The organism is Streptomyces sp. NPDC048248, from assembly GCF_043201875.1.
Lineage (GTDB): Bacteria > Actinomycetota > Actinomycetes > Streptomycetales > Streptomycetaceae > Streptomyces.
This window is the reverse complement of the sequence record NZ_JBICZL010000003.1, coordinates 517,873-542,917: the sequence shown is the minus strand read 5'-3', so window position 1 is coordinate 542,917 and position 25,045 is coordinate 517,873. Positions and strand designations below refer to the sequence as shown.

Sequence of the window (25,045 nt, the reverse complement as noted above, 5' to 3'; positions counted from 1 at the left end):
CCTGAACCACCGGCCGTGCGGGCGTTGTCGGAGGGGCCGGATAAAGTCGCAGGCATGGCACGTATTGCGGTGATCGGCGCCGGGATGGGCGCGATGGCGGCCGCTGCGCGGCTGGCCGTCGCGGGCCACCGGGTGGCGGTGTTCGAGCGCGGCGCGACGCACGGCGGCGCGCTGCAGCGGTTCGAGAGGGACGGCTTCGCCTTCGATACGGGCCCAGGCCTGCTGCATCTGCCGGCCGTCTACCGCGACCTGTTCGTCAAGACCGGCCGTGAGCCGTTGGAGCGCTGCGTCGAGCTGACGCAGGTCGACCCCGCGGTCCGCCATGTCTTCGCGGACGGCACCGCCGTATCGCTGCCGAACGCCTCACGCGCCGGCGTGGTCGAGGCGCTGGACACCGCGCTGGGCGCCGGGGCGGGCGAGCGCTGGAGTGCGTACATCAACCGCGCCCGCGAGAGCTGGGACGCCACCCGGCGGCCGCTGCTGGAGGAGCCGCTGCGACCGGACTGGCAGGTGCTCGGGCGTGACCCGTATCCGGCGGTGCGCAGACGCGGCCTGTTCGGGCGGGGCAAGGGCCCGACGACGGCGACGCTCGCCGAGGTCGCCCGCCGCGAGTTGGCCGACCCCCGGCTCGTCGCACTGCTGGAGAACCATGCGTCGGCGTACGGCTTCGATCCGCGCAGCGCTCCGGCGAGCGCGGCCGTGTTGCCCTACATGGAGGAGACGTTCGGGAGTTGGTACGTCCGCGGCGGCATGCGCGTGTTGGCCGACGCCCTCTTCGCGCGCTGCACGGCCCGCAAGGTGGAGTTCGCCTTCGGCGCCGAGGTGACCCGCATCGTGGAGAAGGACGGCCGGGCGGCGGGCGTCGAACTCGCCGACGGCCGGGTGGAGGAGGCGGACATCGTCGTGGCCGGTGTCGCCCCGTCCCTCCTGGAGCCGATGCTGCGGGGCGGACTGCCCTGGGGCGACGACGATGTCCGTCCCGACGCCACCGCGGAGGTGCGCGCGCCGGGTCGGTTCACCCTCGCGCTCGCGCTGAGCGGCCGCCGCCCGCAGGGCGCCGTGCACCGCACGGTCGTGCACACCGCGGACCGCGGGGCCGAACTGGCCGCGGTGTTCGGTGAGGACGTGTCCCGGGGCGTCCCGTGCACCGATCCGACGGTGACGGTCCTGCGGCCGGACGATCCCGGCTGCCGGCCGGATGACGACCACGAGGCCGTGACGCTCACCGCGACCGTCGCCGCTCCCCTCCGGGCGGAGACAGCTGCCGAAGGGCCGGGGTGGGCGGAGTCCTTCGCCGAACGGATGACGGAGATCGCCGAGGCCGCGGTCCCCGGGCTGCGGGAGCGGCTGCTGTGGCGGGAGGTCCAGCCGGCCGACGCGGAGGCGCGGGTGCCCGGACCGGCGCTGGCCGGCGCGGAAGGCCGCTTCCTGCGGCCCGCCAACCGCACCCGTGTCCCCGGGCTCTACGCGGTCGGTGGCTGGTCGCACCCGGGCGGCGGCCTTGCGCATGCCGGCATGTCCGGCGCGATCGTCGCGGGCCTGATCGTGAACGGCGACGACTGGAGCGGCTCGACCTGACCGTGAAGGAGGCGCACTCGCGCCGGCCGGTCACAGGCCCGGCGGAGCGCCTTCGGACACTGCCTTAGAAACGCAGCCCCAGGAACGCAGCCTCAGGAATTCGGCCTTCGGGACGCCGCCGTCGAAACGCGAGCGTCGGCACACAGCCTCGGCGGCAGTGGCTCAGTAGCGGTAGTGCTGTTCGTCGTACCCCTGCGGCGAGTTCGACGGGTAGGGCGGCTGCTCGGGCGGGAGTTCCCCGTCGCGCTGCTGCGGCACCCAGACGCTACCGGGCGGCGTCTCGCGGTAGTCCTGCCCGAAGTCCTGGCCCAGCGGCTGCCCCTGCCCGTCGGACGGCAGGCCGTCGTACGGCTGACCGTAGGGAGACCCGCCATACGGGTCCGGCTGCGCGTAGGGGTCGTACGGCGCGGAGTACTGCTGGCCGCCGATGTACGGGTCGGAGTAGGGCGTCTGCTGGCCCTGGCCGTCGCCGTACCCTCCGTACCCGCCATACGGATCGGCGTAGGCGTCCTGGCTCGCTGCGGGCTGACCGTAACTGCCGCCGTATCCATAGCCGTTGCCGTCGCTGTTGCCGTTGCCGAGGGGGTTCCCGTAGGCGTCGTAGCCGGACTGGTCGGGGTAATCGGCCTGTGGGGTGCGGGCGTCGGGGCTGTAGATGCCGTACTGACCGGTCTCGTCGGGCAGCGGCTGCGGGGCGTAGACGGCGGTGTCGTGACGCGCGTAGGCGTCCTGGCCGGCGTAGGTCTGTTGCTGGTCCTGGTAAGGGTCCTGCGCGCGGTAGCCGTCACCCGCGCCGTAGGACCCGTCGCCGGCGTAAGTGTCCTGGACCAAGGGGCCGTTCAGGGTGTCGTCGCCGTACGAGCCCGTGAAGACGTTCTGGTCCTGGTAGGCGTCCTGGCCGTTCGGGCTCGCGTAGGCGCCGTTCTGCGGCGCGTAGCCGCCCGCGTCGCCGCCACCCGCGCCGTCACCGACCGGCACCGCTTCCAGGTCGGACACCTGCAAGGTCGGCTCGGCGGCGGGCGCCGCCGAGGAGCGGGCCCTGCGCCGCCGGCTCTCGCCCGGTTTGCCGCCCAGCGCCCAGCCGGTCGAGAAGCCCCGCCGGAAGGAGAGCGTGACGTTCGTCTGCCCGACCGCGAAGGCGATGGCACCCAACCCGATCACGATCACCGAGGGGATGACGACCCCGAGAACCACGCCGAGGAAGCCCGCGAAGGCCAGCAGCCGCCAGCGCAGCCGGGCCTTGTACTGGAGCAGGACCTCACCCAGCAGCCAGAGGGCGACGAGGCCGAATGCGATGTAGAGGACCGTCCAGCCCATATACGCCCCTCTTCCGCCGCTTTCCGGCCACCGTCATCAGGACTGCTGGTGCAGCCCCAGATTCTCGTAGATTTCCAGGGTCGCCGTGGAGTGGTTCAGGGTAATGAAGTGCAACCCGGGAACGTCCTCGGCCATCAAGCGCGCACACAACTCCGTTGCGTACTCGATGCCAATGGAGCGTACAGCGGCCGGGTCATCCTTGACGGCAAGGATGCGTTCGGCCAGCTCCGGCGGGAAGGCCGCGTTGCTGAGCTGCGCGAAACGCTCGATCTGGCGCACGTTCGTGACCGGCATGATCTCGGGAATGATCGGCGTCGAGCAACCGGCCGCCGTGACGCGGTCCCGTAGCCGGAAGTAGTCCTCCGGGTAGAAGAACATCTGCGTGATGGCGAAGTCCGCCCCGGCCCGGCACTTGTCGACGAAGTGGGCGACGTCCGAATCCCAGTCCGTCGAGCGCGGGTGCATCTCGGGGAAGGCGGCCACGCCGACGCAGAAGTCGCCGGACTCCTTGATCAGCTGGACGAGGTCGGCGGCGTAGCCGATACCGTCGGGGTGCCGAACCCACTCGCCCATCGGGTCGCCCGGCGGGTCCCCGCGCAGCGCGAGCATGTTGCGGATGCCCGCGTCGGCGTACTGCCCGATGATGTTGCGCAGATCGGCCGTGGAGTGGTTGACCGCGGTCAGGTGGGCGACCGGGGTGAGGGTGGTGTCCGTGGCGATGCGCTCGGTGGCGCGCACCGTGCCGTCACGGGAGGTGCCACCGGCGCCGTACGTCACGGAGACGAAGGTCGGGGAGACGGCCTCGATCCGGCGAATGGCGTTCCACAGGGTCCGCTCGCCCTTCTCGGTCTTCGGGGCGGCGAACTCGAACGAATACGACTGCTTGCCTGAAGCCAGCAGCTCGCGCACCGTCCGTGCGCGATCAGTCCTGGTGGAAGCTGTACCTAGGGCCATACGGGCAGGTTAACCACCGGCCGGTCACACTCCAACCGGCACCGGCGTTATGCCTGGTAAGCCGGTTTCATGTCCACTGGTTGGACATCTCCCGGCCATGCGGGCGTCCGAAAAAAGCCGCGCAACCGGGAGCAGGGCAGGCGAGGGGGCCGCGCTCCGGTGTGCCCGCGGGTCAGACGTCCAGGGCGCGTACCCGCTTCGCCAGCGCCGCGGCCGCCGCGGCGGGGTCGTCCGCCTCGGTGAGCGCGCGGACCACCACGATCCGCCGCGCGCCGGCCTCCAGGACCTCGTCCAGGTTGTCGGCGTCGATCCCGCCGATCGCGAACCAGGGGCGCTCGGGGGCGCGGGAGGCGGTGTGGCGGACCAGGTCGAGGCCGGGGGCGTGGCGGCCGGGCTTGGTGGGCGTCGGCCAGCACGGCCCCGTGCAGAAGTAGTCCACGCCCGGCTCGGCGATCGCGGCGTCCACCTCGGCCTCGGCGTGGGTGGAGCGGCCGATGAGCACGCCCGTGCCGAGGATGGCGCGGGCCGCGGGCACCGGGAGGTCGCCCTGTCCCAGATGCAGCACCTCGGCGCCGGCGGCGTGCGCGACGTCCGCGCGGTCGTTGACCGCCAGCAGCTTGCCGTGCCGCCGGCAGGCGTCCGCGAGGACTTCGAGGTGGTCGAGCTCCTCGGCCGCCTCCATGCCCTTGTCGCGCAGCTGGACGATGTCCACGCCGGAGGAGAGCACCGCGTCCAGGAACTGCGGGAGGTCGCCCTGCCGCTTGCGGGCGTCCGTGCACAGATACAGCCGGGCGTCGGCCAGGGCCTGTCGTGCGGTGTCCATCGGGCGGTGTCCCCCCAGGTCGGTGGCGTACGGGCCGGACGGTCCGGCCCGTACGCCCCTCAGATGCGGTTACGGATGCTGGTGTGTGCTGATGTGCGCGTCCTCGCGCGGGTGCGTCAGACGGCGAGCGCCTGAGCGCGGCGCTTCACCTCCGTGCCGCGATTCTCGCGCAGCGCCTGCGCGGGGGTGCCGGGCAGGCTCTCGTCGGGCGTGAAGAGCCACTCGAGCATCTCCTCGTCGGCGAAGCCGTCGTCGCGCAGGAGGGTCAGGGTCCCGACCAGGCCCTTGACGATCTTGCCGTCCTTGATGAAATCGGCCGGCACGTGCAGTGCCCTGTTCTCGCCGCGGCGCACCGCGATCAGCTGGCCCTCCTTGACCAGCTGCCGGACGCGCGTCACCTCGACGCCGAACTCTTCGGCGATGTCGGGGAGGGTGAGCCAGGCGGGGACGAGTCCATCGATGTTTGCGTCAATCTCGGTCACAGGACAAGCGTGCCACCTCGCACTGACAGCCGGTAGCCGGGCATCGCCGTAAGGGACCCGGGGGCACACCGGTGGGTGAGCCGCGCAGGCCGTCTCGGCCCGTCGTCCGGCGGCGCGGCGCCCGGCGAGCGCTGCGGCCCGCCCGCTACCGGGCAGCCGATTTCAGCGGTACGGACGCGAGGGCCGCCCGGTCGGGGTCCAGCCTCGTGCCGCGCTCGATGAGCTTGCGCCCCTGGGCGAGGTCCCGGGGGCGCCCCACGGCCAGCAGCGCCACCAGGGCGCCCTCGCGCAGCCACAGCACCGTCCAGGCGGCGCCCGCCGGATCGCCGCGCCAGATCAGCGTGTCGGCCGCCGGGTGGTGGCCCGCGTACTGCACGAACCGGCCGAACTGCTCGGACCAGAAGTACGGGACCGGGTCGTAGACGAGGCCGGGCGCGTCACCGCGGGCGATGTTCTCGGCGACCGTCCGCGGCCCCTGGAGGGCGTTGTCCCAGTGGTGGATCAGCAGCCGGCGGCCGTAGCGGGCGGACGGGAAGGAGGCGCAGTCGCCGACCGCGAACACGTCGGGGGCGGAGGTGTGCAGCCACTTGTCGGCCACCACCGATCCGTCCTGCGGGGCCAGCTCGATGCCCGAACCGCCCAGCCAGCCGGTCGCCGGCCGCGCGCCGATGCCGACCACCACCGCGTCGGCGGGCAGCGTCGTGCCGTCCGCCAGCTCGACCGCGCCCGGCCGCACGGAATCGACCGGTACGCCGGTGCGCAGCTCTGCCCCCGCCTCGGTGTACCAGCTGGTCATGTGGCCGGCGACCTCGGCGGGCAGCGCACCGGCCAGCGGGCGGTCGGATGCCTCGACGACGGTGACCGGGCAGCCGGACTCGCGAGCGGCGGTGGCGAACTCGGCGCCGATCCAGCCGGCCCCGACGACGACGATGCGCTTCCTGGCGGCCAGCACCGGCCGCAGCCGCTCCGCGTCGTCGAGGGTGCGCAGCAGATGGACGCCCGGCTGCGACTCACCGCCCGGCAGGTGGATCGGATCGGCGCCGGTGGCGATCACGGCGTAGTCGTACGGGACGGGCCCGTCGGCCGTCTCGACGACATGGGCGTCCGGCGCCAGGCCGGTGACCGGCCGGCTGAGCTGCAGATCGATGCCGAGCGCGGGGAAGTCGACGTCGAAGGTGGAGCCGTCGGCCTTGCCGAGCAGCACCGCCTTGGACAGCGGGGGCCGGTCGTAGGGCTGGTGGGGCTCGTCGCCGAGCAGCGTGATCGCGCCGCGCCAGCCCTGTTCGCGCAGCGCGACCGCGGTCTGCACACCCGCGATTCCCGCGCCGACGATCACCACGCGCGGCGTGCGGTCAGGGGCCTGGGAGGACTTGCTCTGCTCGCTCACCCGATCACTCTAGGACGGCGGGTCGCGCCGTTCGCAGCAGCGCGCAAGGAGATCTCTGACACAGCGTCACCGGTGCGCACGCCGGAAGGCCGGCCCGCCGAAGGCCCGGAGGCTCTCCCTTACGACGTGTCGCGGCCGCGTATTAGGGTGACGGGTACACGCACTCGCGGGAGCCCGGACGCACCGGGCTGAGAGGGAGGCTGGCCGGCCTCCGACCGTACGAACCTGATCCGGGTCATGCCGGCGAAGGGAGGGGCTGGACGCCCATGCATCCACCTGCCACACCATCGGATCCTGCGGCCACGCACCCCGATGTCCTCGTCATCGGGGGCGGCATCATCGGGCTGGTCACCGCCTGGCGGGCGGCCGGCCGCGGGCTGCGCGCCGCCGTGGCCGATCCCGCGCCCGGCGGCGGGGCCGCCCGCGTCGCCGCGGGCATGCTCGCCGCCGTCACCGAGCTGCATTACGGCGAGCAGACCCTGCTCGGGCTCAACGTCGCCTCCGCGGAGCGCTATCCGCGCTTCGCGGCCGAGCTGGAGGAGTTCAGCGGACAGCGGATCGGCTACCGCAGGTGCGGCACCCTCGCCGTCGCGCTGGACGCCGACGACCGCGCCCACCTCCGCGAGCTGCACGCCCTGCAGACCCGGTCGGGGCTGGATTCGCAGTGGCTGACGGGGCGCGAGTGCCGCCGTCTGGAGCCGATGCTCGCGCCCGGCGTACGCGGCGGGCTGCGGGTGGACGGCGACCACCAGGTGGATCCGCGCCGGCTGGCGAGCGCCCTGCTGATCGCCTGCGAACGCGCCGGGGTGATCTTCCACCGCAGCTGGGCGGAGCGCCTGACGGTCCAGGGCGACCGGGCGACCGGCGCCGAGCTCGCCGACGGCACCCGGCTGTCGGCCGGCCAGGTCGTGCTGGCCGGGGGCAGCCACAGCGGGCGGCTGGACGGTGTCCCCGCGGAGGTGCTGCCGCCGGTGCGCCCGGTCAAGGGGCAGGTGCTGCGGCTGCGCATGCCGGAGCCGCCGCGCGGGGGCTCGCCCCTGCTGTCGCGCACCGTACGGGCGGTCGTCCGCGGCGGCCCCCTCTATCTGGTGCCCCGGGAGGACGGGGAGCTGGTCGTCGGCGCCACCAGCGAGGAGCTGGGCTGGGACACCACCGTCACCGCCGGCGGGGTCTACGAGCTGCTGCGGGACGCGCACGAGCTGGTCCCCGGCATCACCGAACTGCCGCTCGTCGAGACCTGCGCGGGACTGCGTCCCACCTCGCCGGACAACGCGCCGATGCTGGGCCCGACCGCGCTGCCCGGCCTCCACCTGGCCACCGGCCACTTCCGCAACGGGGTGCTGCTGACCCCAGTCACCGGCGACGCGATGGCCGAGGTGCTGGCCACCGGGAGCCTCCCGGAAGAGGCCCGCCCCTTCTCCCCCGCGCGCTTTTCCGCCACCGCCGCCTCGCGGCCGGAAAGCGCCCGCGCCCCACAGGAGCAGCCCGTATGAGCGCCCCGACCGTAACCCTGTCCGTCAACGGCGAGTCCCGCGACGTGCCCGCCGGCCTCACCCTGGACCGGCTCGTCGCGACCCTGTCCAAGGCGCCCACGGGAGTCGCCGCCGCGGTCAACGAGACCGTGGTGCCGCGCACCCGCTGGCCCCTCACCCCCCTCGGCGACGGCGACCGCGTCGAGGTGCTCACCGCGGTCCAGGGAGGCTGATCCGCACCGATGGCCGATGATCTTCTCACCATCGCCGGGACCACCTTCCGGTCCCGTCTGATCATGGGGACCGGTGGCGCGCCCAGCCTCGATGTCCTGGAGCGCGCACTGCTCGCCTCCGGTACGGAGCTGACGACGGTCGCCATGCGGCGCCTGGACCCGACCGTGCAGGGCTCGGTGCTGTCGGTGCTGGAACGGCACGGCATCCAGGTGCTGCCGAACACCGCCGGCTGCTTCACCGCCGGCGAGGCGGTCCTCACCGCCCGGCTCGCCCGGGAGGCGCTCGGCACGGACTGGGTCAAGCTGGAGGTCGTCGCCGACGAGCGCACCCTGCTGCCCGACCCGATCGAGCTGCTGGACGCCGCGGAGACGCTGGTGGACGACGGGTTCACGGTGCTGCCGTACACCAACGACGACCCCGTGCTGGCCCGCAAGCTGGAGGAGGTGGGCTGCGCCGCGATCATGCCGCTCGGCTCCCCCATCGGCTCCGGCCTGGGCATCCGCAATCCGCACAACTTCCAGCTGATCACCGAGCGGGCCGGCGTCCCCGTCGTGCTGGACGCCGGCGCCGGCACCGCCTCCGACGCCGCGCTCGCCATGGAGCTGGGCTGCGCGGCGGTGATGCTGGCGTCCGCGGTGACCCGGGCCCAGGAGCCCGAGCTGATGGCGGACGCCATGCGGCACGCGGTCGAGGCCGGCCGTCTGGCGCACCGCGCGGGCCGGATCCCGCGCCGGCACTTCGCGCAGGCGTCCTCGCCCGTCGATGGCGTGGCGGAGCTCGACCCGGAGCGGCCGGCGTTCTGACGGGCGGACCGCCCGCCGGTCCCGGCCCGGGAGCGGCGGGCGAGGCCGTCCGGCAACAGCGGCCCTGTCACCGTTCGGCTGCAGTACGCCCCGGGTGACCGCCGCGGCGGTCGACGTGTCGGTGCTTCCTCGTAGACTCGTCTGCCGTGGATACCACCCTTCAGGACCCGCTCGTGGGCCAGCTGCTCGACGGCCGCTACCGCGTCCAGGCGCGCATCGCCGCCGGCGGTATGGCCACCGTCTACCGGGCCGTGGACACCCGGCTCGACCGCGTGCTGGCGCTGAAGGTCATGCACCCGACCCTCGCGACGGACCAGGCGTTCGTCGAGCGCTTCATCCGCGAGGCCAAGTCGGTCGCGCGCCTGTCCCACCCCAACGTGGTGGGCGTCTTCGACCAGGGCGCGGACGGCACCTACGTCTATCTGGCGATGGAGTACGTCGCCGGCTGCACCCTGCGCGACGTCCTGCGCGAGCGGGGCGCCCTGCAGCCGCGGGCCGCGCTGGACATCCTGGAGCCGATCCTCGCGGCCCTGGGCGCCGCGCACCGCGCCGGCCTGGTGCACCGCGACATGAAACCGGAGAACGTCCTCATCGGCGACGACGGCCGGGTCAAGGTCGCCGACTTCGGCCTGGTCCGCACCGTCGACACCCACACCACCTCCACCGGCGCGATCCTGGGAACCGTCTCCTACCTCGCCCCCGAGCAGATCGACAGCGGCACGGCCGATGCCCGGGTCGACGTCTATGCCTGCGGCGTGGTGCTCTACGAGATGCTGACCGGCGCCAAGCCGCATACGGGCGGTTCCGCGGCGCAGGTCCTCTACCAGCACCTGCACGAGGACGTACAGCCGCCGTCGCAGTCCGTCCCCGGCCTGGCCGGACAGCTCGACGAGCTGGTCGCGCTGGCCACCGCCCGCGATCCGCAGCAGCGCCCGCAGGACGCGGTGGCGATGCTGTCCCGCACGCGCGCGGCCCGTGCCGAGCTGACCGACGAGCAGCTGGACGCGGTGCCGCCGCAGGCGACGGCGCAGGCCGCGGACGGCGCGGGCGCCGAGCGTACGGACGTCCTGCCGCGGCCCGGCGGCGTGCAGCTGCCGCTGCCCGGCGCCGCCGGGGAGGCGGAGCTTAACCGCACCAGCCGGCTGGAGATGCCTGCGGACACCGCGCCGCCCACGGACCGCACCACACGGCTGCGCCGGGCGTCAGCGCCCGCGCCGCGCGCAGGTCTGCTGCAGCGGCGCAAGCTCGCCACCGTCCTCGCGGCCGTACTGCTGCTCCTCGGGGTGGGCACCGGCGTCTGGTACATCAATTCCGGCCAGTTCACGACCGTCCCCGCGGTGCTGGACATGACGCAGGCCAAGGCCGAGAAGACGCTGCGCGGCGAGGGGCTCGGCGTGAAGGTGGCGCGCGGTTACAGCTCGAACGTCCAGCGCGGCCATGTCATGGCGACGGACCCGGCCAACGGCAAGCGGATCCGGGGCAACGGCACGGTCACCCTCACGATCTCCCGCGGCCCCGAGATCGTCTCGATCCCGGACCTGTCGGGCACACCGGCCGCCGACGCCAAGCGCCGGCTGCGCGACCTCGGTCTGACACCGGGCACCGAGAGGCGGGCGTTCGACGAAGAGGTCGCCAGGGGCTCGGTGATCCGTACGGACCCGGCCGCGGACAGCAAGCGTCGGCCCGATACGGCCGTGGCACTCACGATCAGCCGGGGCGCCGAGGTGGAAATGCCCGATGTGGTCGGCGACGACCGGGCCGACGCGCAGGAGACGCTGCGCGAGGCCGGGCTCCGGGTGAAGTTCGCGGCGCCGGTCAACTCCGAGGAGGACAAGGGCACCATCGCCCGGCAGTCGACGGCCGAGGGCGAAAGCCTGGGCGAGGGCGAGACGGTCACCCTCACGGTCTCCAAGGGGCCCGAGATGGTCACCGTGCCGGATGTCACCGGCAAGGACGTCGAGGACGCCAGGCGGGAGCTCGCGGCCCTCGGGTTCCAGGTCGAGGTGAAGAAGCCGTTCCTCTTCCCGCAGGACACGGTCGACTCCCAGTCGGTCGAGGGCGGGGAGCAGGCGCCCAAGGGCGACACGATCACCATCAAGCTCAAGGGAGCGCTGTAGCGGCGATCTCCGCGCGCCCGCCGTCGGTCCGGGGCCCGGACCGACGGCGGGCGCCCGCGGCCGACCTGGCACCCTGGGAAGGTGACCACTTCCCCTTCCCCGCAGCACTCCCGTCGACGTAACCCGGTCGGGGGCCATGTCCCGGTGGCCGGCGGCCTGGCCAAGGTCGGTCTCCCCTACGCCCGCGAGATCGGCGGCGAGACCGTGCAGGTCTTCGTGGCCAACCCGCGCGGCTGGGCGACCCCGCCCGGCAACCCCGAGCAGGACGAGGCGTTCCGGGCGGCCTGCGCACGGGACGGCGTCCCGGCCTACGTCCACGCCCCGTATCTGATCAACTTCGGCTCGCACACCGAGGCGACGGTCGACAAATCCGTGGAGTCGCTGCGCCACTCCCTGCGGCGCGGACGGGAGATCGGCGCGCTGGGCGTGGTCGTGCACACCGGCTCGGCGACCGGAGGACGGGCGCGGGCCGTGGCGCTGGCGCAGGTCAGGGAGCGGATGCGGCCGCTGCTCGACGAGCTGACGCACGACGACGACCCGTGGCTGCTGCTGGAGTCGACGGCCGGCCAGGGGGCGTCGCTGTGCGCGCTCGCCGAGGATCTCGGCCCGTACTTCGACGCGCTGGACCGGCACCCCAAGCTCGGGATCTGCCTGGACACCTGCCACGCCTTCGCGGCGGGCCACGACCTGGCGGCGCCGGGCGGCACGAAGCTGCTTCTGGACGAGCTGGTCGAGGTGGCCGGCGAGGGCCGGCTGCGGCTGATCCACGCCAACGACTCCAAGGACGTGGTGGGTGCCCACAAGGACCGCCACGCGAACATCGGCGCGGGCCATATCGGCGCCGAGCCGTTCGGCGAGCTGTTCGCCCATCCCGCGACCGCCGGCGTTCCGCTGGTGATCGAGACTCCGGGCGGCAAGGAAGGGCACGCGGCGGACGTCTCCCGCCTCAAGGAGCTGCGCGAGGGCTGGTCCCCGGCTTCTTGATACATACCCTAGGGGGGTATAGATTGGTGATGGTCGGGAAGTAGCCGCACCCTCCCCCTGGGGGTTTCGATGAAGCTGCACGGGCACGAGGCACACCGCGAACACGCGGATCCCACCGGACACCAACAGCACGCGGCCCATGCCCCCGCCGGACCGGACGCTCACGCACCGGCCGGCTGGGGCATGGCCGCCCGGGCCACCCTGCACTGCCTCACCGGCTGCGCCATCGGCGAGGTACTCGGCATGGTGATCGGCACCGCCCTGGGCTGGCACAACATCCCGACGCTGATCCTCGCGATCGTGCTGGCCTTCTTCTTCGGCTACGCGCTCACCCTGCGCGGCGTGCTGCGGACCGGCCTGAACCTCAAGGCCGCCGTCAAGATCGCGCTGGCCGCGGACACCCTGTCGATCGCGGTGATGGAACTCGTCGACAACAGCGTGATCGCCCTGATTCCGGGCGCGATGGACGCCGGTCTGTCGCGCTGGCTGTTCTGGGGGGCGCTGGCGCTCTCACTCATGGTGGCGTTCGTCGTGACCACGCCCGTCAACCGCTGGATGATCAGCCGCGGCAAGGGGCACGCGGTGGTGCACAGCCGGCACGGCTGACACGGTCCGGGCCGTCCCGCACACCGGACCGGCCGCACTCACAGCTCGGGGCCGTCGCCCGGCTCCTCCTGGTAGGAGTACCGCTGTTCCTGCCAAGGGTCGCCGAGGTTGTGGTAGCCGCGCTCCTCCCAGAAGCCACGGCGGTCCGCCGTCATGTACTCGATGCCGCGGACCCACTTGGGGCCCTTCCAGGCGTACAGGTGGGGAATGATCAGCCGCACCGGGAAACCGTGCTCGGCGGTGAGGAGTTCACCGGATCGGTGGGTGGCGAAGATGCAGTTCTCCGCGGCGAAATCCTCCAGCCGCACATTCGAACTGAAGCCGTACTCCGCCCAGACCATCACATGCGTGACATCGGGCGCCGGTGGCGCGAGTTCCAGGATGGTCTGCGTCCGCACCCCGCCCCATTCGGCACCCAGCATGCTGAATTTGGTCACGCAGTGCATATCCGAGACGACGGTTGCGTACGGCAGCGCGGCGAATTCCTCGTGCGACCAGCAGTGCTTACCGCCGTCCGCGGTGGCGCCGAACGCACGGAACTCCCAGCGCTCGGGGCGGAACTTGGGGACCGGCCCGTAATGCGTCACCGGCCAGCCCCGCTGCAGTCGCTGCCCCGGAGGCAGCTGAGAATGCTCCTCTTCGCGGCGTTCCGGCTGACCCATGCCCTCCATGTTGTCAGACCGGACGGGGTGCCGATGACCAGGGCGGCGGGGATTCGGGCAACTCATACTAAGCGTGCACTTACTGGACGGGCCGCTTCACGCGGTGCAAGGATGCGCGGCACCTGCCCAGATTCCCGTGCGGAAGGAGCCCGCTGCCATGCAGGGCGACCCCGAGGTCCTCGAATTTCTCAACGAGCAGCTGACCGCCGAGCTGACCGCGATCAACCAGTACTTCCTGCACGCGAAGATGCAGGAGAATTTCGGCTGGACGAAGCTCGCGAAGTACACGCGCAGCGAATCGTTCGACGAGATGAAGCACGCGGAACTTCTCACCGACCGCATTCTCTTCCTCGACGGCCTGCCGAACTACCAGCGGCTGTTCCATGTGCGGATCGGCCAGACGGTCACCGAGATGTTCCAGGCCGACCGGCAGGTCGAGGTGGAGGCGATCGACCGGCTCCGGCGCGGTATCGAGCTCATGCGCGCCAAGGGCGACATCACCTCGGCGAACATTTTCGAGGACATCCTCGCGGACGAGGAGCACCACATCGACTATCTCGACACCCAGCTGGAGCTGGTCGAGAAGCTCGGGGAGGCGCTCTACATCGCCCAGCTGATCGAGCAGCCGAGCTGAGACCGGGCCATGCGCACCCGGCGGCCGGTCATCGCGTGCCCGGCAGGTGCTAGGCGGCCTCCGGGAGCGCCGCGGGCTCCGCTTCGGCCACCTCCGCGACCAGCGGCTCGGGCGCGCCGTTGTCGATGAGTTCGCGCCGGGGGCAGGCGCCCCGGCCGAGCAGAGCCTGGATACGGCGCACACAGCCGCCGCAGTCGGTGCCGGCCTTGCAGGCGGACGCTATCTGGCGGGGCGTACAGGCGCCCGTGCCCGCGTGATCACGGACCTGCTGCTCGGTGATGCCGAAGCAGGAGCAGACGTACACGCGGGTCACCTCCTGGGAGGACGGCTCGTCGATCTGGCTGATCTTGAGTGAGGTTACCCTTACCTTACCCATAGCAGCGTATCTGCACAACGCGATGGGGCGCGGATCACAGGATCCGCGCCCCATCGATGTGCTGTCGGTCGCCGTCGCCGCAGGTCAGCGACGGATGGCCTCACTGATCGCGGTACATCTCCGCCACCAGGAACGCAAGGTCCAGCGACTGGCTGCGGTTGAGCCGCGGGTCGCAGGCCGTCTCGTAGCGCTGGTGCAGATCGTCGACGAAGATCTCGTCGCCGCCGCCCACGCACTCCGTGACGTCGTCGCCGGTGAGCTCGACATGGATGCCGCCCGGGTGCGTGCCGAGGCTCTTGTGGACCTCGAAGAAGCCCTTGACCTCGTCCAGCACGTCGTCGAAGCGACGGGTCTTGTGACCCGAGGCCGCCTCGAAGGTGTTGCCGTGCATCGGGTCGCAGATCCAGGCCACCTGGGCACCGGAGGCGGTGACCTTCTCGACCAGCTCGGGGAGCTTGTCGCGGACCTTGTCCGCACCCATGCGGGTGATGAAGGTCAGCCGACCCGGCTCACGGTCGCGGTCGACGCGCTCGATGAGCGTGAGGGCGTCCTCGGGCGTGGTGGTCGGGCCCAGCTTCACGCCGATGGGGTTGCGGATGCGCGAGGCGAATTCGAGGTGCGCGCCGTCCAGCTGACGGGTGCGCTCACCGATCCAGACCATGTGACCGGAGACGTCGTAGAGGTCGCCGGTGCGCGAGTCGGTGCGGGTCAGCGCCGACTCGTAGTCCAGGATCAGCGCCTCGTGGGAGGCGTAGAACTCGACGGTACGGAACTCCTCGGGGTCCACCCCGCAGGCGTTCATGAAGTTCATCGCGCGGTCGATCTCGCGGGCGAGCGCCTCGTAGCGCTGTCCGGAGGGCGAGGACTTCACGAAGTCCTGGTTCCAGGCGTGCACCTGGCGCAGGTCGGCGTAGCCACCGGTGGTGAAGGCACGCACCAGGTTCAGCGTCGCCGCGGAGGCGTGGTACATCCGCTTCAGCCGCTGCGGGTCCGGGATCCGGGCCGCCTCGGTGAATTCGAAGCCGTTGACGGAGTCGCCGCGGTAGGTCGGCAGGGTCACGCCGTCGCGGGTCTCGGTCGGCTTGGAGCGCGGCTTGCTGTACTGACCGGCGATCCGGCCGACCTTGACCACCGGGACGGACCCGGCGTAGGTCAGCACGGCGCCCATCTGCAGCAGCGTCTTGAGCTTGTTTCGGATGTGCTCGGCGGATACGGCGTCGAAGGCCTCCGCGCAGTCGCCGCCCTGAAGCAGGAACGCCTCACCACGGGCGACCGCTCCCAGGCGCTCGCGCAGCTGGTCGCACTCGCCCGCGAAGACGAGCGGCGGATAGGACTCGAGCTCCGCGATCACATCGCGCAGAGCCTCTTGGTCCGGCCAGTCAGGCTGCTGCGCCGCGGGCAGGTCTTGCCAGGTGTTGCCACCGGCGTGGGTTTCAGCGTTCACGGTCACGTTCCCCACATTACGGGGTCGCAGGGGGGCGTCCGCCAGTCGCCCGGAGTTTGAGACGGACTCCACTCCACTCCGCTCCGACCAGCGGTGATCGGCACGGCCGGGACGAGGCGCCGGGGCCGCCCGGCCCTCCGGCCGCACCGTTTGCTTCCGTCACGCCGGCCGCCGTCCCGGCCGGCCCGTCGCGTGGGTCCCGGCTGTTCCGGGCCGCCGCGGAGGGGGCGCCCGTCACTCCGGCAGGGAGTCGTCCGGGGAGCCGTGGGCGAGGGCGGCGAGCGTGGCCAGGGCCTGGGAGAGCAGGGCGGGCGGTGGGCTCGCCAGCGCGAGCCGCACGGCGTTCGGGGCGGGGCCTGTCCCCTGGGCGCCCTCCGCGGCGACGGCGAACGCGGCGGCCGGGGTGACGGCGATCCCCCGGCGGGCGGCGGCCGCCAGGAACATCTCGGCGCGCCACGGTGCGGGCAGCTCCCACCAGGCGAAGTACGAGCCCGGGTCGGCGTGGACGGAGAAGCCCGCCAGCTGCTCCCGGACCAGGGCCTGGCGGGCTGCGGCGTCACGGCGTTTGGCGGCGACGATCCGCTCCAGGCTGCCGTCGGTCATCCAGCGGGTGCTCGCCTCCAGCGCGAAGCCGGTGGCGGTCCAGCCGCCGGAGCGCAGGGCGGCGGCGAGACGGTCGGTGTACGCGGGCGGCGCGACGGCCAGACCGATGGTCAGGCCGGGGGCCAGCCGCTTGGACAGGCTGTCGACGAGGAAGGTGCGGTCGGGTGCGAGGGTGGCGAGCGGCGGACCGGCGGCGCCGGGGCGGGCTCCGGGGCTGCCCTCGGGGCCCGCCCCGGGCCCGTCCTCCTGCTTCAGGAAGCCCCAGATGGCATCCTCCACCGCCCACAAATCCAGCTCTTCGAGGAGCGCGGCGAGTTCCCCGCGGCGCTCGGCGGGCATCGTCACGCCCAACGGGTTGTGGAGGGTGGGCTGGAGGTAGAGCGCACGCAGCGGGGCCGCGCGGTGGGCGGCGCGTACGGCGTCCGGGCGCAGCCCCTGTTCGTCGGTGGCGAGCGGGACGAGGGTGATGCCGAGCCGGGCGGCGATCCCCTTGACCATCGGGTAGGTCAGGGACTCGACGCCGAGGCGCTCACCGGGCGGCACCAGGCAGGCGAGCGCTCCGGCCATCGCCTGGCGGCCGTTGCCGGCGAAGCGGACGAGGTCCGGTTCGGTCCGCAGGCCCGTCCCGGCGAGCAGCACGGCCGCGGCGTCGCGGGCGGCGTCGGTGCCCGCCGGGCCCGTCGGGCGCAGGGCGGCTTCGAGGGTGTCCGGGCGCAGCAGGGGCGTGAGTCCGGTCGCGAGCAGGGCGGCCTGTTCGGGGACGACGGGGTAGTTGAGTTCGAGGTTGACGTGCAGGGCGCCCGGGGCGGGTGGTTCGGCCAGCGCGGGGCCCGGTGCGTGCTGGGCCGCGCGGACGTAGGTGCCGCGGCCGACCTCGCCCACGGTCAGGCCGCGGCGGGCCAGCTCACGGTAGACACGGGTGGCGGTGGAGTCCGCGATCCGGCGGCTGCGGGCGAAGGCCCGCTGGGTGGGGAGGCGGTCACCGGGGCGCAGCCGCCCGTCGGCGATCTCCGCGGCGACGGCGTCGGCGATGCGCTGGTATTCCTCCGCGGCCATGCCTGCCCCTTCCCTCATGCTCCGGTTCCGGATGCGTCCCCGTAGCCGCCGAAGTCCACGTCATTGCACCGAGTGCAATGCTTCTATTGCACCGAGAGTGTGCACCTCATAACATCGAGCCGTCAAGGGTCGAGCCCCAACGGGCAAGGGTGAGGGGCGAGTTGTGCGAAGCGTGTCATCGAGCAAGCCGGGAGCGCCCGACGCGGCGGACGTCAACGGGATCAGCATCGGCTACGACGACCGGGGCAGCGGCGTCCCCCTCGTCCTCCTCCACGGGCACCCCTTCGACCGGACGATGTGGACGCCGCAGCTCGCCGCCTTCGGGGACCCGGGCGCGCCCTCCGGGGTACGCGTGATCGCACCGGATCTGCGGGGCTACGGCGCCTCGACGGTCGTCCCCGGCCTCACCCCCCTGGAGACCTTCGCCCGCGACACCGCCGCGCTGCTGGACGGCCTGGGGCTCGCGGACGAGCGCATCGTGCTCGGCGGACTGTCGATGGGCGGCCAGATCGCCATGGAGTTCGCCCGGCTCTTCCCCGGCCGGCTGCGCGGGCTGGTGCTCGCCGACACCTTCGCGCAGGCGGAGACCTCCGCCGGCAGGACTGCGCGCAACGCCGCCGCCGACCGGCTGCTGCGCGAGGGCATGGCGGGCTACACGGCCGAGGCCCTGGACAGGATGATCGCGCCGTACACCGTCACCGGCCGGCCCGAGGTCGCCGCGCACGTCCGCCGCATGATGCTCGGCGCACCGCCCGAGGGCGCCGCGGCGGCCCTCCGCGGGCGGGCCGAACGCCCCGACTACACCGCGACGCTGAGCCGCCTCGCGGTCCCGGCGCTGGTGGTCGTCGGGCGGGACGACACCTACACGCCGGTCGCGGACGCGGAGTTCTTGCACCGTACGCTCCCCGACGCGACGCTCACCGTCATCGAGGGCGCCGCGCACCTGCCGAACCTGGAGCAGAGCGCCCGCTTCGACGAAGCGCTGCGCACCTTCCTGGCGCGCCTCCTGCCACGGCCGTGACCCGCCGCTCGCCGGGCAGCGGGCCCCGCCACGGACGCCGCCCGCGGCCCGTCGCGCCATCCGGTAGGGTGCCGTCCATGCACGCGCAATCGACGACGACCATGAACTGGTGGTGGACCGCTCATCCGGCGGCCCACTGATTCGCGCGCACACCACAGACTCCGCGAAAGGCCGCCCGAGGGGCGGCCTTTCGTCGTATGACGGGCCGGTCCTCCTCCCGGAAGGAACCACCCCGCCATGCACCGCGAGCCCCTTGCCCCCGATGCCGCCGCGCTCGTCCAGCGGCTGCTCGACCCCGCCTGCCCGCCGTTCGCCCTGTTGCGCCGCCGCTCCCCCGGCCGGGAGGCGGCCGACCGCGTCGAGGTGCTGATCGGTGAGGTCGAGGAGGTCGAGCGGCTGGCCGACATCCCCCTGGTCGACGGGACTCCGCAGGCACCGGTCACCGACGCGCTCGCGCTGATCCCCTTCCGGCAGATCCGCGAGCGCGGCTTCCACGCCCACGACGACGGCACCCCGCTCGCCGTGCTGCGCCCCCGCGAATCCTGCGAACTTCCCCTGGACGACGTGCTGGCGGCACTCCCCGCACACGAGGTGCAGGTGACGGACGGGGCCTTCGACGTGGACGACGCGGCGTACGCGCAGATCGTCGAGCGGGTGGTCCGGGACGAGATCGGCAGCGGCGAAGGCGCCAACTTCGTCATCCGCAGGACGTTCGAGGGCGAGATCGCGGACTTCTCCGCGGCCGACGCGCTGGCGCTGTTCCGCCGGCTGCTGGCCGGTGAGCGCGGCGCGTACTGGACCTATGTGGTGCACCGCCCCGGCCTGCGCACCCTGGTCGGGGCCAGCCCCGAGGTGCATGTGCGGATGACGGGCGGCACGGTCGTGATGAACCCCATCAGCGGGACCTACCGCTACCCGGCCGGGGGCCCCACCCCCGAGAGCCTGCTGGCCTTCCTCGGCGACCGCAAGGAAGTCGAGGAACTGTCCATGGTGGTGGACGAAGAGCTGAAGATGATGTGCACCGTAGGCGACAAGGGCGGTGTGGTGATCGGGCCCCGGCTCAAGGAGATGGCGCACCTCGCGCACACCGAGTACGAGCTGCGCGGCCGGTCCACCCTCGACGTCCGCGAGGTCCTCAAGGAGACGATGTTCGCGGCGACGGTCACCGGTTCGCCGGTGCAGAACGCCTGCCGGGTCATCGAGCGGCACGAGCCGGCGGGCACCGACGGGCGGGGCCGCGGCTACTACGCCGGCGCGCTGGCCCTGATCGGCCGCGACGCGGGCGGCGCGCAGACCCTGGACTCGCCGATCCTGATCCGTACCGCCGACATCGCGGCGGACGGGCGGCTGCGCGTCCCCGTCGGCTCCACCCTGGTCAGGGCGTCCGACCCGCACAGCGAGGTCGCCGAGACGCACGCCAAGGCGGCGGGCGTGCTCACCGCCCTCGGGGCGCGGCAGGCTCCGGAGCGGGCCGGCTCCGCGGAGCGGCCCGCGCGGCTGGCGGACGACCCGCGGGTACGGGCAGCGCTGGACTCTCGCCGCGCGGATCTGGCCCCGTTCTGGCTGCGGATGCAGACCACCGCGCCGATCGCCGCGCTGCACGGCCACGCCCTGGTCATCGACGCCGAGGACACCTTCACCGCGATGCTGGCGCACCTGCTGCGCACCTCCGGCCTGACCGTCACCGTCCGCCGCTACGACGAGCCGGGACTGCGCGAGGCCGTCCGTGCGCACCAGGGACCGGTCGTCCTCGGCCCCGGCCCCGGCAACCCGTCCGACGCCGCCGACCCCAAGATGCGCTTTCTGCGGTCGCTGACCGCGGAGCTGGTCGCGGGACACCGGCACGGGCTGCTCGGTGTCTGCCTCGGGCACGAACTGCTCGCCGCCGAGCTGGGGCTGGAGATCGTCCGCAAGGAGGTGCCGTTCCAGGGTGCGCAGGAGCGCATCGACTTCTTCGGACGCCCGGAGACCGTCGGCTTCTACAACACCTTCACGGCCCGGTGCGACGACACCACGGCGGCCGAACTGGCAATGCACCGCGTGGAGTTGAGCCGGGACGCGGAGACCGGAGAGGTGCACGCGCTGCGCGGCCCCGGCTTCGCGGGCGTGCAGTTCCACCCGGAGTCGGTGCTGACGCTGGACGGCGCCTCGGTCACCGCGCAGCTGCTGGCAGCTGTCCTCGTGTGACCAGCATGTTGTCGTTGGTGCGGCCGGCCAGGTGATCCTCGACATTGCGCACGGTGGTGTCGATGATCCGGCCGACCGCCTCTTCGGTGAAGTACGCCTGGTGGGAGGTGATCAGCACATTCGAGAAGGTCATCAGGCGGGCGAGGGTGTCGTCGCTGACGACTTCCAGGGACTTGTCGAAGAAGAAGAGCCCGGCCTCCTCCTCGTAGACGTCCAGGCCGACTCCGGTCAGCCGGCCGGCCTTGAGCGTCTCGACGAGCGCGGCGGCGTCGACCAGTCCGCCGCGGCTGGAGTTGATGAGGATCGCGTCGTCCTTCATCGCGGCCAGCGCGGCGGCGTCGACCAGGTGGCGGGTGGCCGCCACCAGCGGGACGTGCAGGGTGACCAGGTCGGCCTCGGCGAACAGCCGCTCCAGGCCGACGTACTGCATGCCGAGCTCCACACAACGCGGGTTCTCGCTGGCGTCCCAGCCCAGCAGGCGCATGCCGAAGCCATGGGCGATCCGGGTGAACGCCTCGCCGATCCTGCCGGTGCCGAGCACGCCCGCCGTACGGCCGCGCAGGTCGCGGCCCATCAGGCCGTCCAGCCGGAAGTCGAAATTGCGGGTGCGGTGGGCGGCCCGTACGAGGTGCCGGTTCACGGCCAGAGCGAGGGCCCAGGCGAACTCGGCCACCGCGAACGGCGAGTAGGAGGCGACCCGGCCGACACTCAAACCGAGGTCGGCCGCCGCCTGGAGATCGATGTTGTTGAAGCCGGTGGCGCGCTGGGCGATCATCTTCGTGCCGCCGGCCGCGAGGGACTGCAGCACCTCCGCGCTCAGATCGGCGTTCACGCTGGTGCTGACGACCTCGTAGTGCTGCGCGATGGGGGCCGTGTCGCGGTTGAGGAAGACGTCCAGGCTGCGCACCTGGTGACGGCCGGCGAAGGCCGCATCCAACAGGGGCCGCTCGTCCGCCTGCACGCCGAATGCCAAGATCTCCACGACTGCTCCCGCCGGTCCGTTCACTGCGCATACAAGGCCGCTCGCCCGACGGTGCCCTCTCGCGGCGCCGGAGCAGCGGGAGCTGCGTGAGGCTTTCGCCGCTCAGCCGAAGAAGACCCCGGCCTCGGAGTAGAGCGCGGGATCGACGGTCTTCAGCTTCGCCGTCGCCTCCGCGATCGGCACCCGCACGATGTCCGTGCCGCGCAGCGCGACCATCGTGCCGAAGTCGCCGTCGTGCACCGCCTCGATGGCGTGCAGCCCGAAGCGGGTGGCCAGCCAGCGGTCGAAGGCGCTGGGGGTGCCGCCCCGCTGGGTGTGCCCGAGGACGGTCGTACGGGCCTCCTTGCCGGTGCGCGACTCGATCTCCTTGGCCAGCCACTCCCCCACACCCGACAGCCGGACATGGCCGAAGGAGTCGGTGCTCCCGTCCTTCAGCACCATCTGCCCGTCCTTGGGCATCGCGCCCTCGGCGACCACCACGATCGGGGCGTAGCGGACCTTGAAGCGGGACTCGATCCATGCGCAGACCTGGTCGATGTCGAAGCGCTGCTCGGGGATGAGGATGGCGTTCGCGCCGCCCGCCAGGCCGGAGTGCAGGGCGATCCAGCCGGCGTGCCGGCCCATCACCTCGACGACCAGCACCCGCATATGCGATTCGGCGGTGGTGTGCAGCCGGTCGATGGCCTCGGTGGCGACGCCGACGGCGGTGTCGAAGCCGAAGGTGTAGTCGGTGGCCGAGAGGTCGTTGTCGATGGTCTTGGGGACGCCGACGCAGGGCACGCCGTATTCGCCGGAGAGCCGGGTGGCGACGCCCAGGGTGTCCTCGCCGCCGATGGTGATCAGCGCGTCGACCTCCTGCTTGGCCAGCGTCTCCTTGATCCGCTGGACGCCGTCCCGCTCCTTGAAGGGGTTGGTGCGCGACGAGCCGAGGATCGTGCCCCCGCGAGGCAGGATGCCGCGCACCGCCGGGATGTCCAGCGGCACCGTGTCGCCCTCCAGCGGGCCGCGCCAGCCGTCCCGGAAGCCGACGAAATCATATCCGTACTCCTGGGTGCCCTTGCGGACGACGCCCCTGATCACCGCGTTCAGACCGGGGCAGTCGCCACCGCCGGTCAGCACTCCGACCCGCATCGCTGCTTCACCTACATCCCGTCAGTGGCCGCGTACGGCCATGCATAAGCCGACCCCGTCACGTTAATGGTGATTTGGGGCACTCCGGGACAAGGCGCACGCCGATTTCGTTGATTCACCGGGGAGTTGAGGCAAGGCGTTCACCCGTACGAGCGGATCACCCGGCGCGCACGGCGCCCGGCGCTGCCGGCGGCGGCCGGCTACGCGTCGTCGAGGCCGCGCTCGATGGCGTAGCGCACCAGCTCCACGCGATTGTGCAACTGCAGCTTGCCGAGCGTGTTCTGGACATGGTTCTGGACCGTGCGGTGCGAGATGACCAGCCGCTCGGCGATCTGCTTGTACGAAAGGCCCTTGGCCACCAGCCGCAGCACCTCGGTCTCCCGCTCCGTCAGCTGCGGCGCGCCCGGCTCGTCCGCCGTCGCCGGCTCGGGCTCCGTCGCCAGCCTGCGGTACTCACCGAGCACCAGCCCTGCCAGACCAGGGGTGAACACCGGGTCGCCCACGGCGGTACGGCGCACCGCGTCCAACAGCTCCTGCGTACTGGCCGACTTCAGCAGATAGCCGGTCGCACCCGACTTGACCGCCTCCAGGACATCGGCGTGCTCGCCGCTCGCGGAGAGCACCAGCACCCGCAGCGTCGGATCGGCGCCGACGAGTTCCTTGCACACCTGGGCGCCGGGCAGGCCCGGCAGATTGAGGTCGAGGACCAGCACATCGGGCGCCACGGCCTGCGCCCTGCGTACGGCCTGGAGGCCGTCACCCGCCGTCGCCACCACATCGAACCCGGCCTCCGCCAGGTCCCGCGCGACCGCGTCGCGCCACATCGGGTGGTCGTCGACCACCATCACCTTCAGGGCCGCCTGCTCACTCACGCGTTCACCTTCCCCCGTCCGCCGTCCCCGGGCGCCACGCCCTTGGGGACCTTCAACTCCACTTCCGTGCCCTGACCGGGGACCGAGATCCAGTCGGCGCTGCCGCCCAGCTCCCGCAGCCGCCCGCGGATCGACAGGGCAACCCCCAGCCGGCCCTCGCGCTCCGCATCCGCGAGCCGGCCCTCGGGGATGCCGGGGCCGTCGTCGCGCACCGTCACGATCACCGCGTCCGGTTCGTCCTCCACCAGGATCCACGCGCGGGCGCCGGCCCCCACGTGCACCCGCACATTGTCCAACGCGGCACCGACAGCGGCCGTCAGCTCCGCCGCCGCGGCCGCCGGCAGCACGACCGGGGCGCCCGGCTCGGAGAAGGTGACACCGGCGTTCGCGTACGGCGCGAGCAGCGCCCGGACGTCACAGGGCTCGCCGGGCGTCTCCGGTGACACCGCGCAGGGGGCCGGGGGCACCGCTCCGGCCGCCTGCGCGGCCTCCGCCGTCCCGGCCGGCACGGGCTCGCGCTGCGGTGGCACCAGGCCGCTGGAGACCAGGGTGCGCAGTGCCACCTCCTGCTCGCCCGCCATCCGGCCCAGCTCGCCCGCCTCGCCGCCGATCTCGGCGCCCCGTCGCTGCACCATCGCCAGGACCTGCAGCACGCTGTCGTGGATGTCGCGGGCAAGCCGCTCCCGTTCCCGGGTGGCGGCCTCGATCTGCAGGGCACGGGCGAGGGTGCGCTCACTGGCGCGTGCCACCTCGACGACGTAACCGATCGCGACACTGGCCACCCACACCAGGACGACGTTGTGGACGGTGTCGCGGGCCAGCTCCTGGCGCTCGAGAAGGTTGGCGACGGCGACCGCGCTGGAGGCCACAGCGGCCCACCGCCAGCCGCCCTTGATCGCGAAGCCCAGGACGGCGCCCGCCGTCCAGATGGAGGGCAGCGTGGGGGCGCCGTCCATGATGCGGGCGTGCGTGTCGACCAGCGGCGTGAGGAGAATGCCGCCGACCGCGAAGCCGAGGTCGGCGACCAGGAACCTGCGGGTGCAGCGCTCGGCCGAGGTCGTACGGCGCCAGGTCAGCAGCATCCAGACCGTGAGCGCGCCCATGTAGGCGGCGGCGCCCAGCGGGTGCTCGTACTTCCGGTAGGAGAGGCCGACCAGGCCCAGGGTGTAGACGAGGGTGAGGATCCGGTAACCGGTGAGCGCGCGCCACAGCGGGAGCTCGACGGACATCCGCAGCGCCGCCGGGCGCTTGCCCGCTCCCCGGGCCGCGTCGCCGCCCACCGTCCGTATGTCCGTATCCGTCATGCCGGCCCCCCACCCC

At 72.5% G+C, this 25,045-nt stretch carries 23 protein-coding genes and 1 riboswitch; of the genes, 10 read left to right on the top strand and 13 right to left on the bottom strand.

Going from position 1 to position 25,045, the window contains the following annotated elements; translation table 11 throughout:
- Nucleotides 1-54: 54 nt before the first annotated feature.
- On the top strand, nt 55-1,578 hold the full coding sequence (locus ACGFZW_RS08465) for a phytoene desaturase family protein (RefSeq protein WP_393892268.1): 1,524 nt from the start codon (nt 55-57) through the stop codon (nt 1,576-1,578).
- Nucleotides 1,579-1,740: 162 nt separating this feature from the next.
- On the opposite strand, the gene ACGFZW_RS08460 is transcribed toward ACGFZW_RS08465, so the two are convergent.
- The 5 genes from ACGFZW_RS08460 to ACGFZW_RS08440 form a co-directional block, all read right to left on the bottom strand.
- Complete coding sequence (locus ACGFZW_RS08460; protein WP_393892267.1) at nt 1,741-2,895, bottom strand: hypothetical protein; 1,155 nt, start codon at nt 2,893-2,895, stop codon at nt 1,741-1,743.
- Nucleotides 2,896-2,931: 36 nt separating this feature from the next.
- Nucleotides 2,932-3,849: a methylenetetrahydrofolate reductase [NAD(P)H] gene (metF, locus tag ACGFZW_RS08455; RefSeq protein WP_393892266.1), complete on the bottom strand. Its 918-nt coding sequence runs from the start codon at nt 3,847-3,849 to the stop codon at nt 2,932-2,934.
- A gap of 172 nt (nt 3,850-4,021) precedes the next feature.
- Nucleotides 4,022-4,672, bottom strand: a complete 651-nt coding sequence (thiE, locus tag ACGFZW_RS08450) for a thiamine phosphate synthase (protein ID WP_393892265.1) — start codon at nt 4,670-4,672, stop codon at nt 4,022-4,024.
- A 116-nt stretch (nt 4,673-4,788) separates the two neighbouring features.
- Nucleotides 4,789-5,154, bottom strand: coding sequence for an Rv2175c family DNA-binding protein (locus ACGFZW_RS08445; protein WP_393892264.1), 366 nt, complete (start codon nt 5,152-5,154; stop codon nt 4,789-4,791).
- A gap of 145 nt (nt 5,155-5,299) precedes the next feature.
- Nucleotides 5,300-6,541, bottom strand: a complete 1,242-nt coding sequence (locus ACGFZW_RS08440) for an NAD(P)/FAD-dependent oxidoreductase (protein ID WP_393892263.1) — start codon at nt 6,539-6,541, stop codon at nt 5,300-5,302.
- Between the two features lie 156 nt (nt 6,542-6,697).
- Nucleotides 6,698-6,810: riboswitch (TPP riboswitch) on the top strand.
- On the opposite strand from ACGFZW_RS08440, the gene thiO reads away from it, so the two are divergent.
- The 6 genes from thiO (at nt 6,808) to ACGFZW_RS08410 (ending at nt 12,757) form a co-directional block, all read left to right on the top strand.
- Nucleotides 6,808-8,034, top strand: coding sequence for a glycine oxidase ThiO (thiO, locus tag ACGFZW_RS08435; RefSeq protein WP_393892262.1), 1,227 nt, complete (start codon nt 6,808-6,810; stop codon nt 8,032-8,034). (Overlaps the previous riboswitch by 3 nt.)
- Entirely contained in the window at nt 8,031-8,246 is a 216-nt protein-coding gene (gene thiS / locus ACGFZW_RS08430) for a sulfur carrier protein ThiS (protein WP_393892261.1), read from the top strand. Before thiO ends, thiS begins: the two co-directional genes overlap by 4 nt.
- A 9-nt stretch (nt 8,247-8,255) precedes the next feature.
- Nucleotides 8,256-9,050, top strand: a complete 795-nt coding sequence (locus ACGFZW_RS08425) for a thiazole synthase (RefSeq protein ID WP_393892260.1) — start codon at nt 8,256-8,258, stop codon at nt 9,048-9,050.
- Between the two features lie 146 nt (nt 9,051-9,196).
- Entirely contained in the window at nt 9,197-11,167 is a 1,971-nt protein-coding gene (pknB, locus tag ACGFZW_RS08420) for a Stk1 family PASTA domain-containing Ser/Thr kinase (protein WP_393892259.1), read from the top strand.
- Between the two features lie 81 nt (nt 11,168-11,248).
- Nucleotides 11,249-12,151, top strand: a complete 903-nt coding sequence (locus ACGFZW_RS08415; RefSeq protein ID WP_393892258.1) for a deoxyribonuclease IV — start codon at nt 11,249-11,251, stop codon at nt 12,149-12,151.
- A 69-nt stretch (nt 12,152-12,220) separates the two neighbouring features.
- On the top strand, nt 12,221-12,757 hold the full coding sequence (locus ACGFZW_RS08410) for a DUF4396 domain-containing protein (RefSeq protein WP_393892257.1): 537 nt from the start codon (nt 12,221-12,223) through the stop codon (nt 12,755-12,757).
- A gap of 38 nt (nt 12,758-12,795) precedes the next feature.
- Here ACGFZW_RS08410 and ACGFZW_RS08405 read toward each other — a convergent pair whose 3' ends face one another.
- Nucleotides 12,796-13,428: a sulfite oxidase-like oxidoreductase gene (locus tag ACGFZW_RS08405; protein WP_393892256.1), complete on the bottom strand. Its 633-nt coding sequence runs from the start codon at nt 13,426-13,428 to the stop codon at nt 12,796-12,798.
- A gap of 148 nt (nt 13,429-13,576) precedes the next feature.
- Here ACGFZW_RS08405 and bfr point away from each other — a divergent pair, with 148 nt between their 5' ends.
- Nucleotides 13,577-14,053 (top strand): bacterioferritin, encoded by a 477-nt coding sequence (gene bfr, locus ACGFZW_RS08400; RefSeq protein ID WP_393892255.1) that lies wholly within the window; start codon nt 13,577-13,579, stop codon nt 14,051-14,053.
- Nucleotides 14,054-14,102: 49 nt separating this feature from the next.
- On the opposite strand, the gene ACGFZW_RS08395 is transcribed toward bfr, so the two are convergent.
- The 3 genes from ACGFZW_RS08395 to ACGFZW_RS08385 form a co-directional block, all read right to left on the bottom strand.
- The gene (locus tag ACGFZW_RS08395) at nt 14,103-14,429 is read right to left on the bottom strand and encodes a bacterioferritin-associated ferredoxin (RefSeq protein WP_393892254.1); all 327 of its coding nucleotides are present in this window, start codon (nt 14,427-14,429) and stop codon (nt 14,103-14,105) included.
- A 100-nt stretch (nt 14,430-14,529) separates the two neighbouring features.
- Nucleotides 14,530-15,879: a class II 3-deoxy-7-phosphoheptulonate synthase gene (locus tag ACGFZW_RS08390; RefSeq protein WP_393892253.1), complete on the bottom strand. Its 1,350-nt coding sequence runs from the start codon at nt 15,877-15,879 to the stop codon at nt 14,530-14,532.
- Nucleotides 15,880-16,107: 228 nt separating this feature from the next.
- The gene (locus ACGFZW_RS08385) at nt 16,108-17,532 is read right to left on the bottom strand and encodes a PLP-dependent aminotransferase family protein (protein ID WP_393892252.1); all 1,425 of its coding nucleotides are present in this window, start codon (nt 17,530-17,532) and stop codon (nt 16,108-16,110) included.
- 172 nt (nt 17,533-17,704) lie between these two features.
- Here ACGFZW_RS08385 and ACGFZW_RS08380 point away from each other — a divergent pair, with 172 nt between their 5' ends.
- Together ACGFZW_RS08380 and ACGFZW_RS08375 are read left to right on the top strand one after the other, a co-directional pair.
- Nucleotides 17,705-18,553: an alpha/beta fold hydrolase gene (locus ACGFZW_RS08380; RefSeq protein WP_393892251.1), complete on the top strand. Its 849-nt coding sequence runs from the start codon at nt 17,705-17,707 to the stop codon at nt 18,551-18,553.
- 237 nt (nt 18,554-18,790) lie between these two features.
- On the top strand, nt 18,791-20,740 hold the full coding sequence (locus tag ACGFZW_RS08375) for an anthranilate synthase family protein (RefSeq protein WP_393892250.1): 1,950 nt from the start codon (nt 18,791-18,793) through the stop codon (nt 20,738-20,740).
- On the opposite strand, the gene ACGFZW_RS08370 is transcribed toward ACGFZW_RS08375, so the two are convergent.
- From ACGFZW_RS08370 to macS, 4 genes are all read right to left on the bottom strand, one after another.
- A complete protein-coding gene (locus ACGFZW_RS08370) occupies nt 20,706-21,722 on the bottom strand; it encodes a 2-hydroxyacid dehydrogenase (protein WP_393892249.1) in 1,017 nt (338 codons plus the stop codon). The genes ACGFZW_RS08375 and ACGFZW_RS08370 overlap by 35 nt on opposite strands.
- A 102-nt stretch (nt 21,723-21,824) precedes the next feature.
- Nucleotides 21,825-22,853: a 6-phosphofructokinase gene (locus ACGFZW_RS08365; protein ID WP_393892248.1), complete on the bottom strand. Its 1,029-nt coding sequence runs from the start codon at nt 22,851-22,853 to the stop codon at nt 21,825-21,827.
- Between the two features lie 200 nt (nt 22,854-23,053).
- Nucleotides 23,054-23,698, bottom strand: a complete 645-nt coding sequence (locus tag ACGFZW_RS08360) for a response regulator (protein ID WP_393892376.1) — start codon at nt 23,696-23,698, stop codon at nt 23,054-23,056.
- A 23-nt stretch (nt 23,699-23,721) separates the two neighbouring features.
- On the bottom strand, nt 23,722-25,029 hold the full coding sequence (gene macS, locus ACGFZW_RS08355) for a MacS family sensor histidine kinase (protein ID WP_393892247.1): 1,308 nt from the start codon (nt 25,027-25,029) through the stop codon (nt 23,722-23,724).
- Nucleotides 25,030-25,045 lie beyond the last annotated feature (16 nt).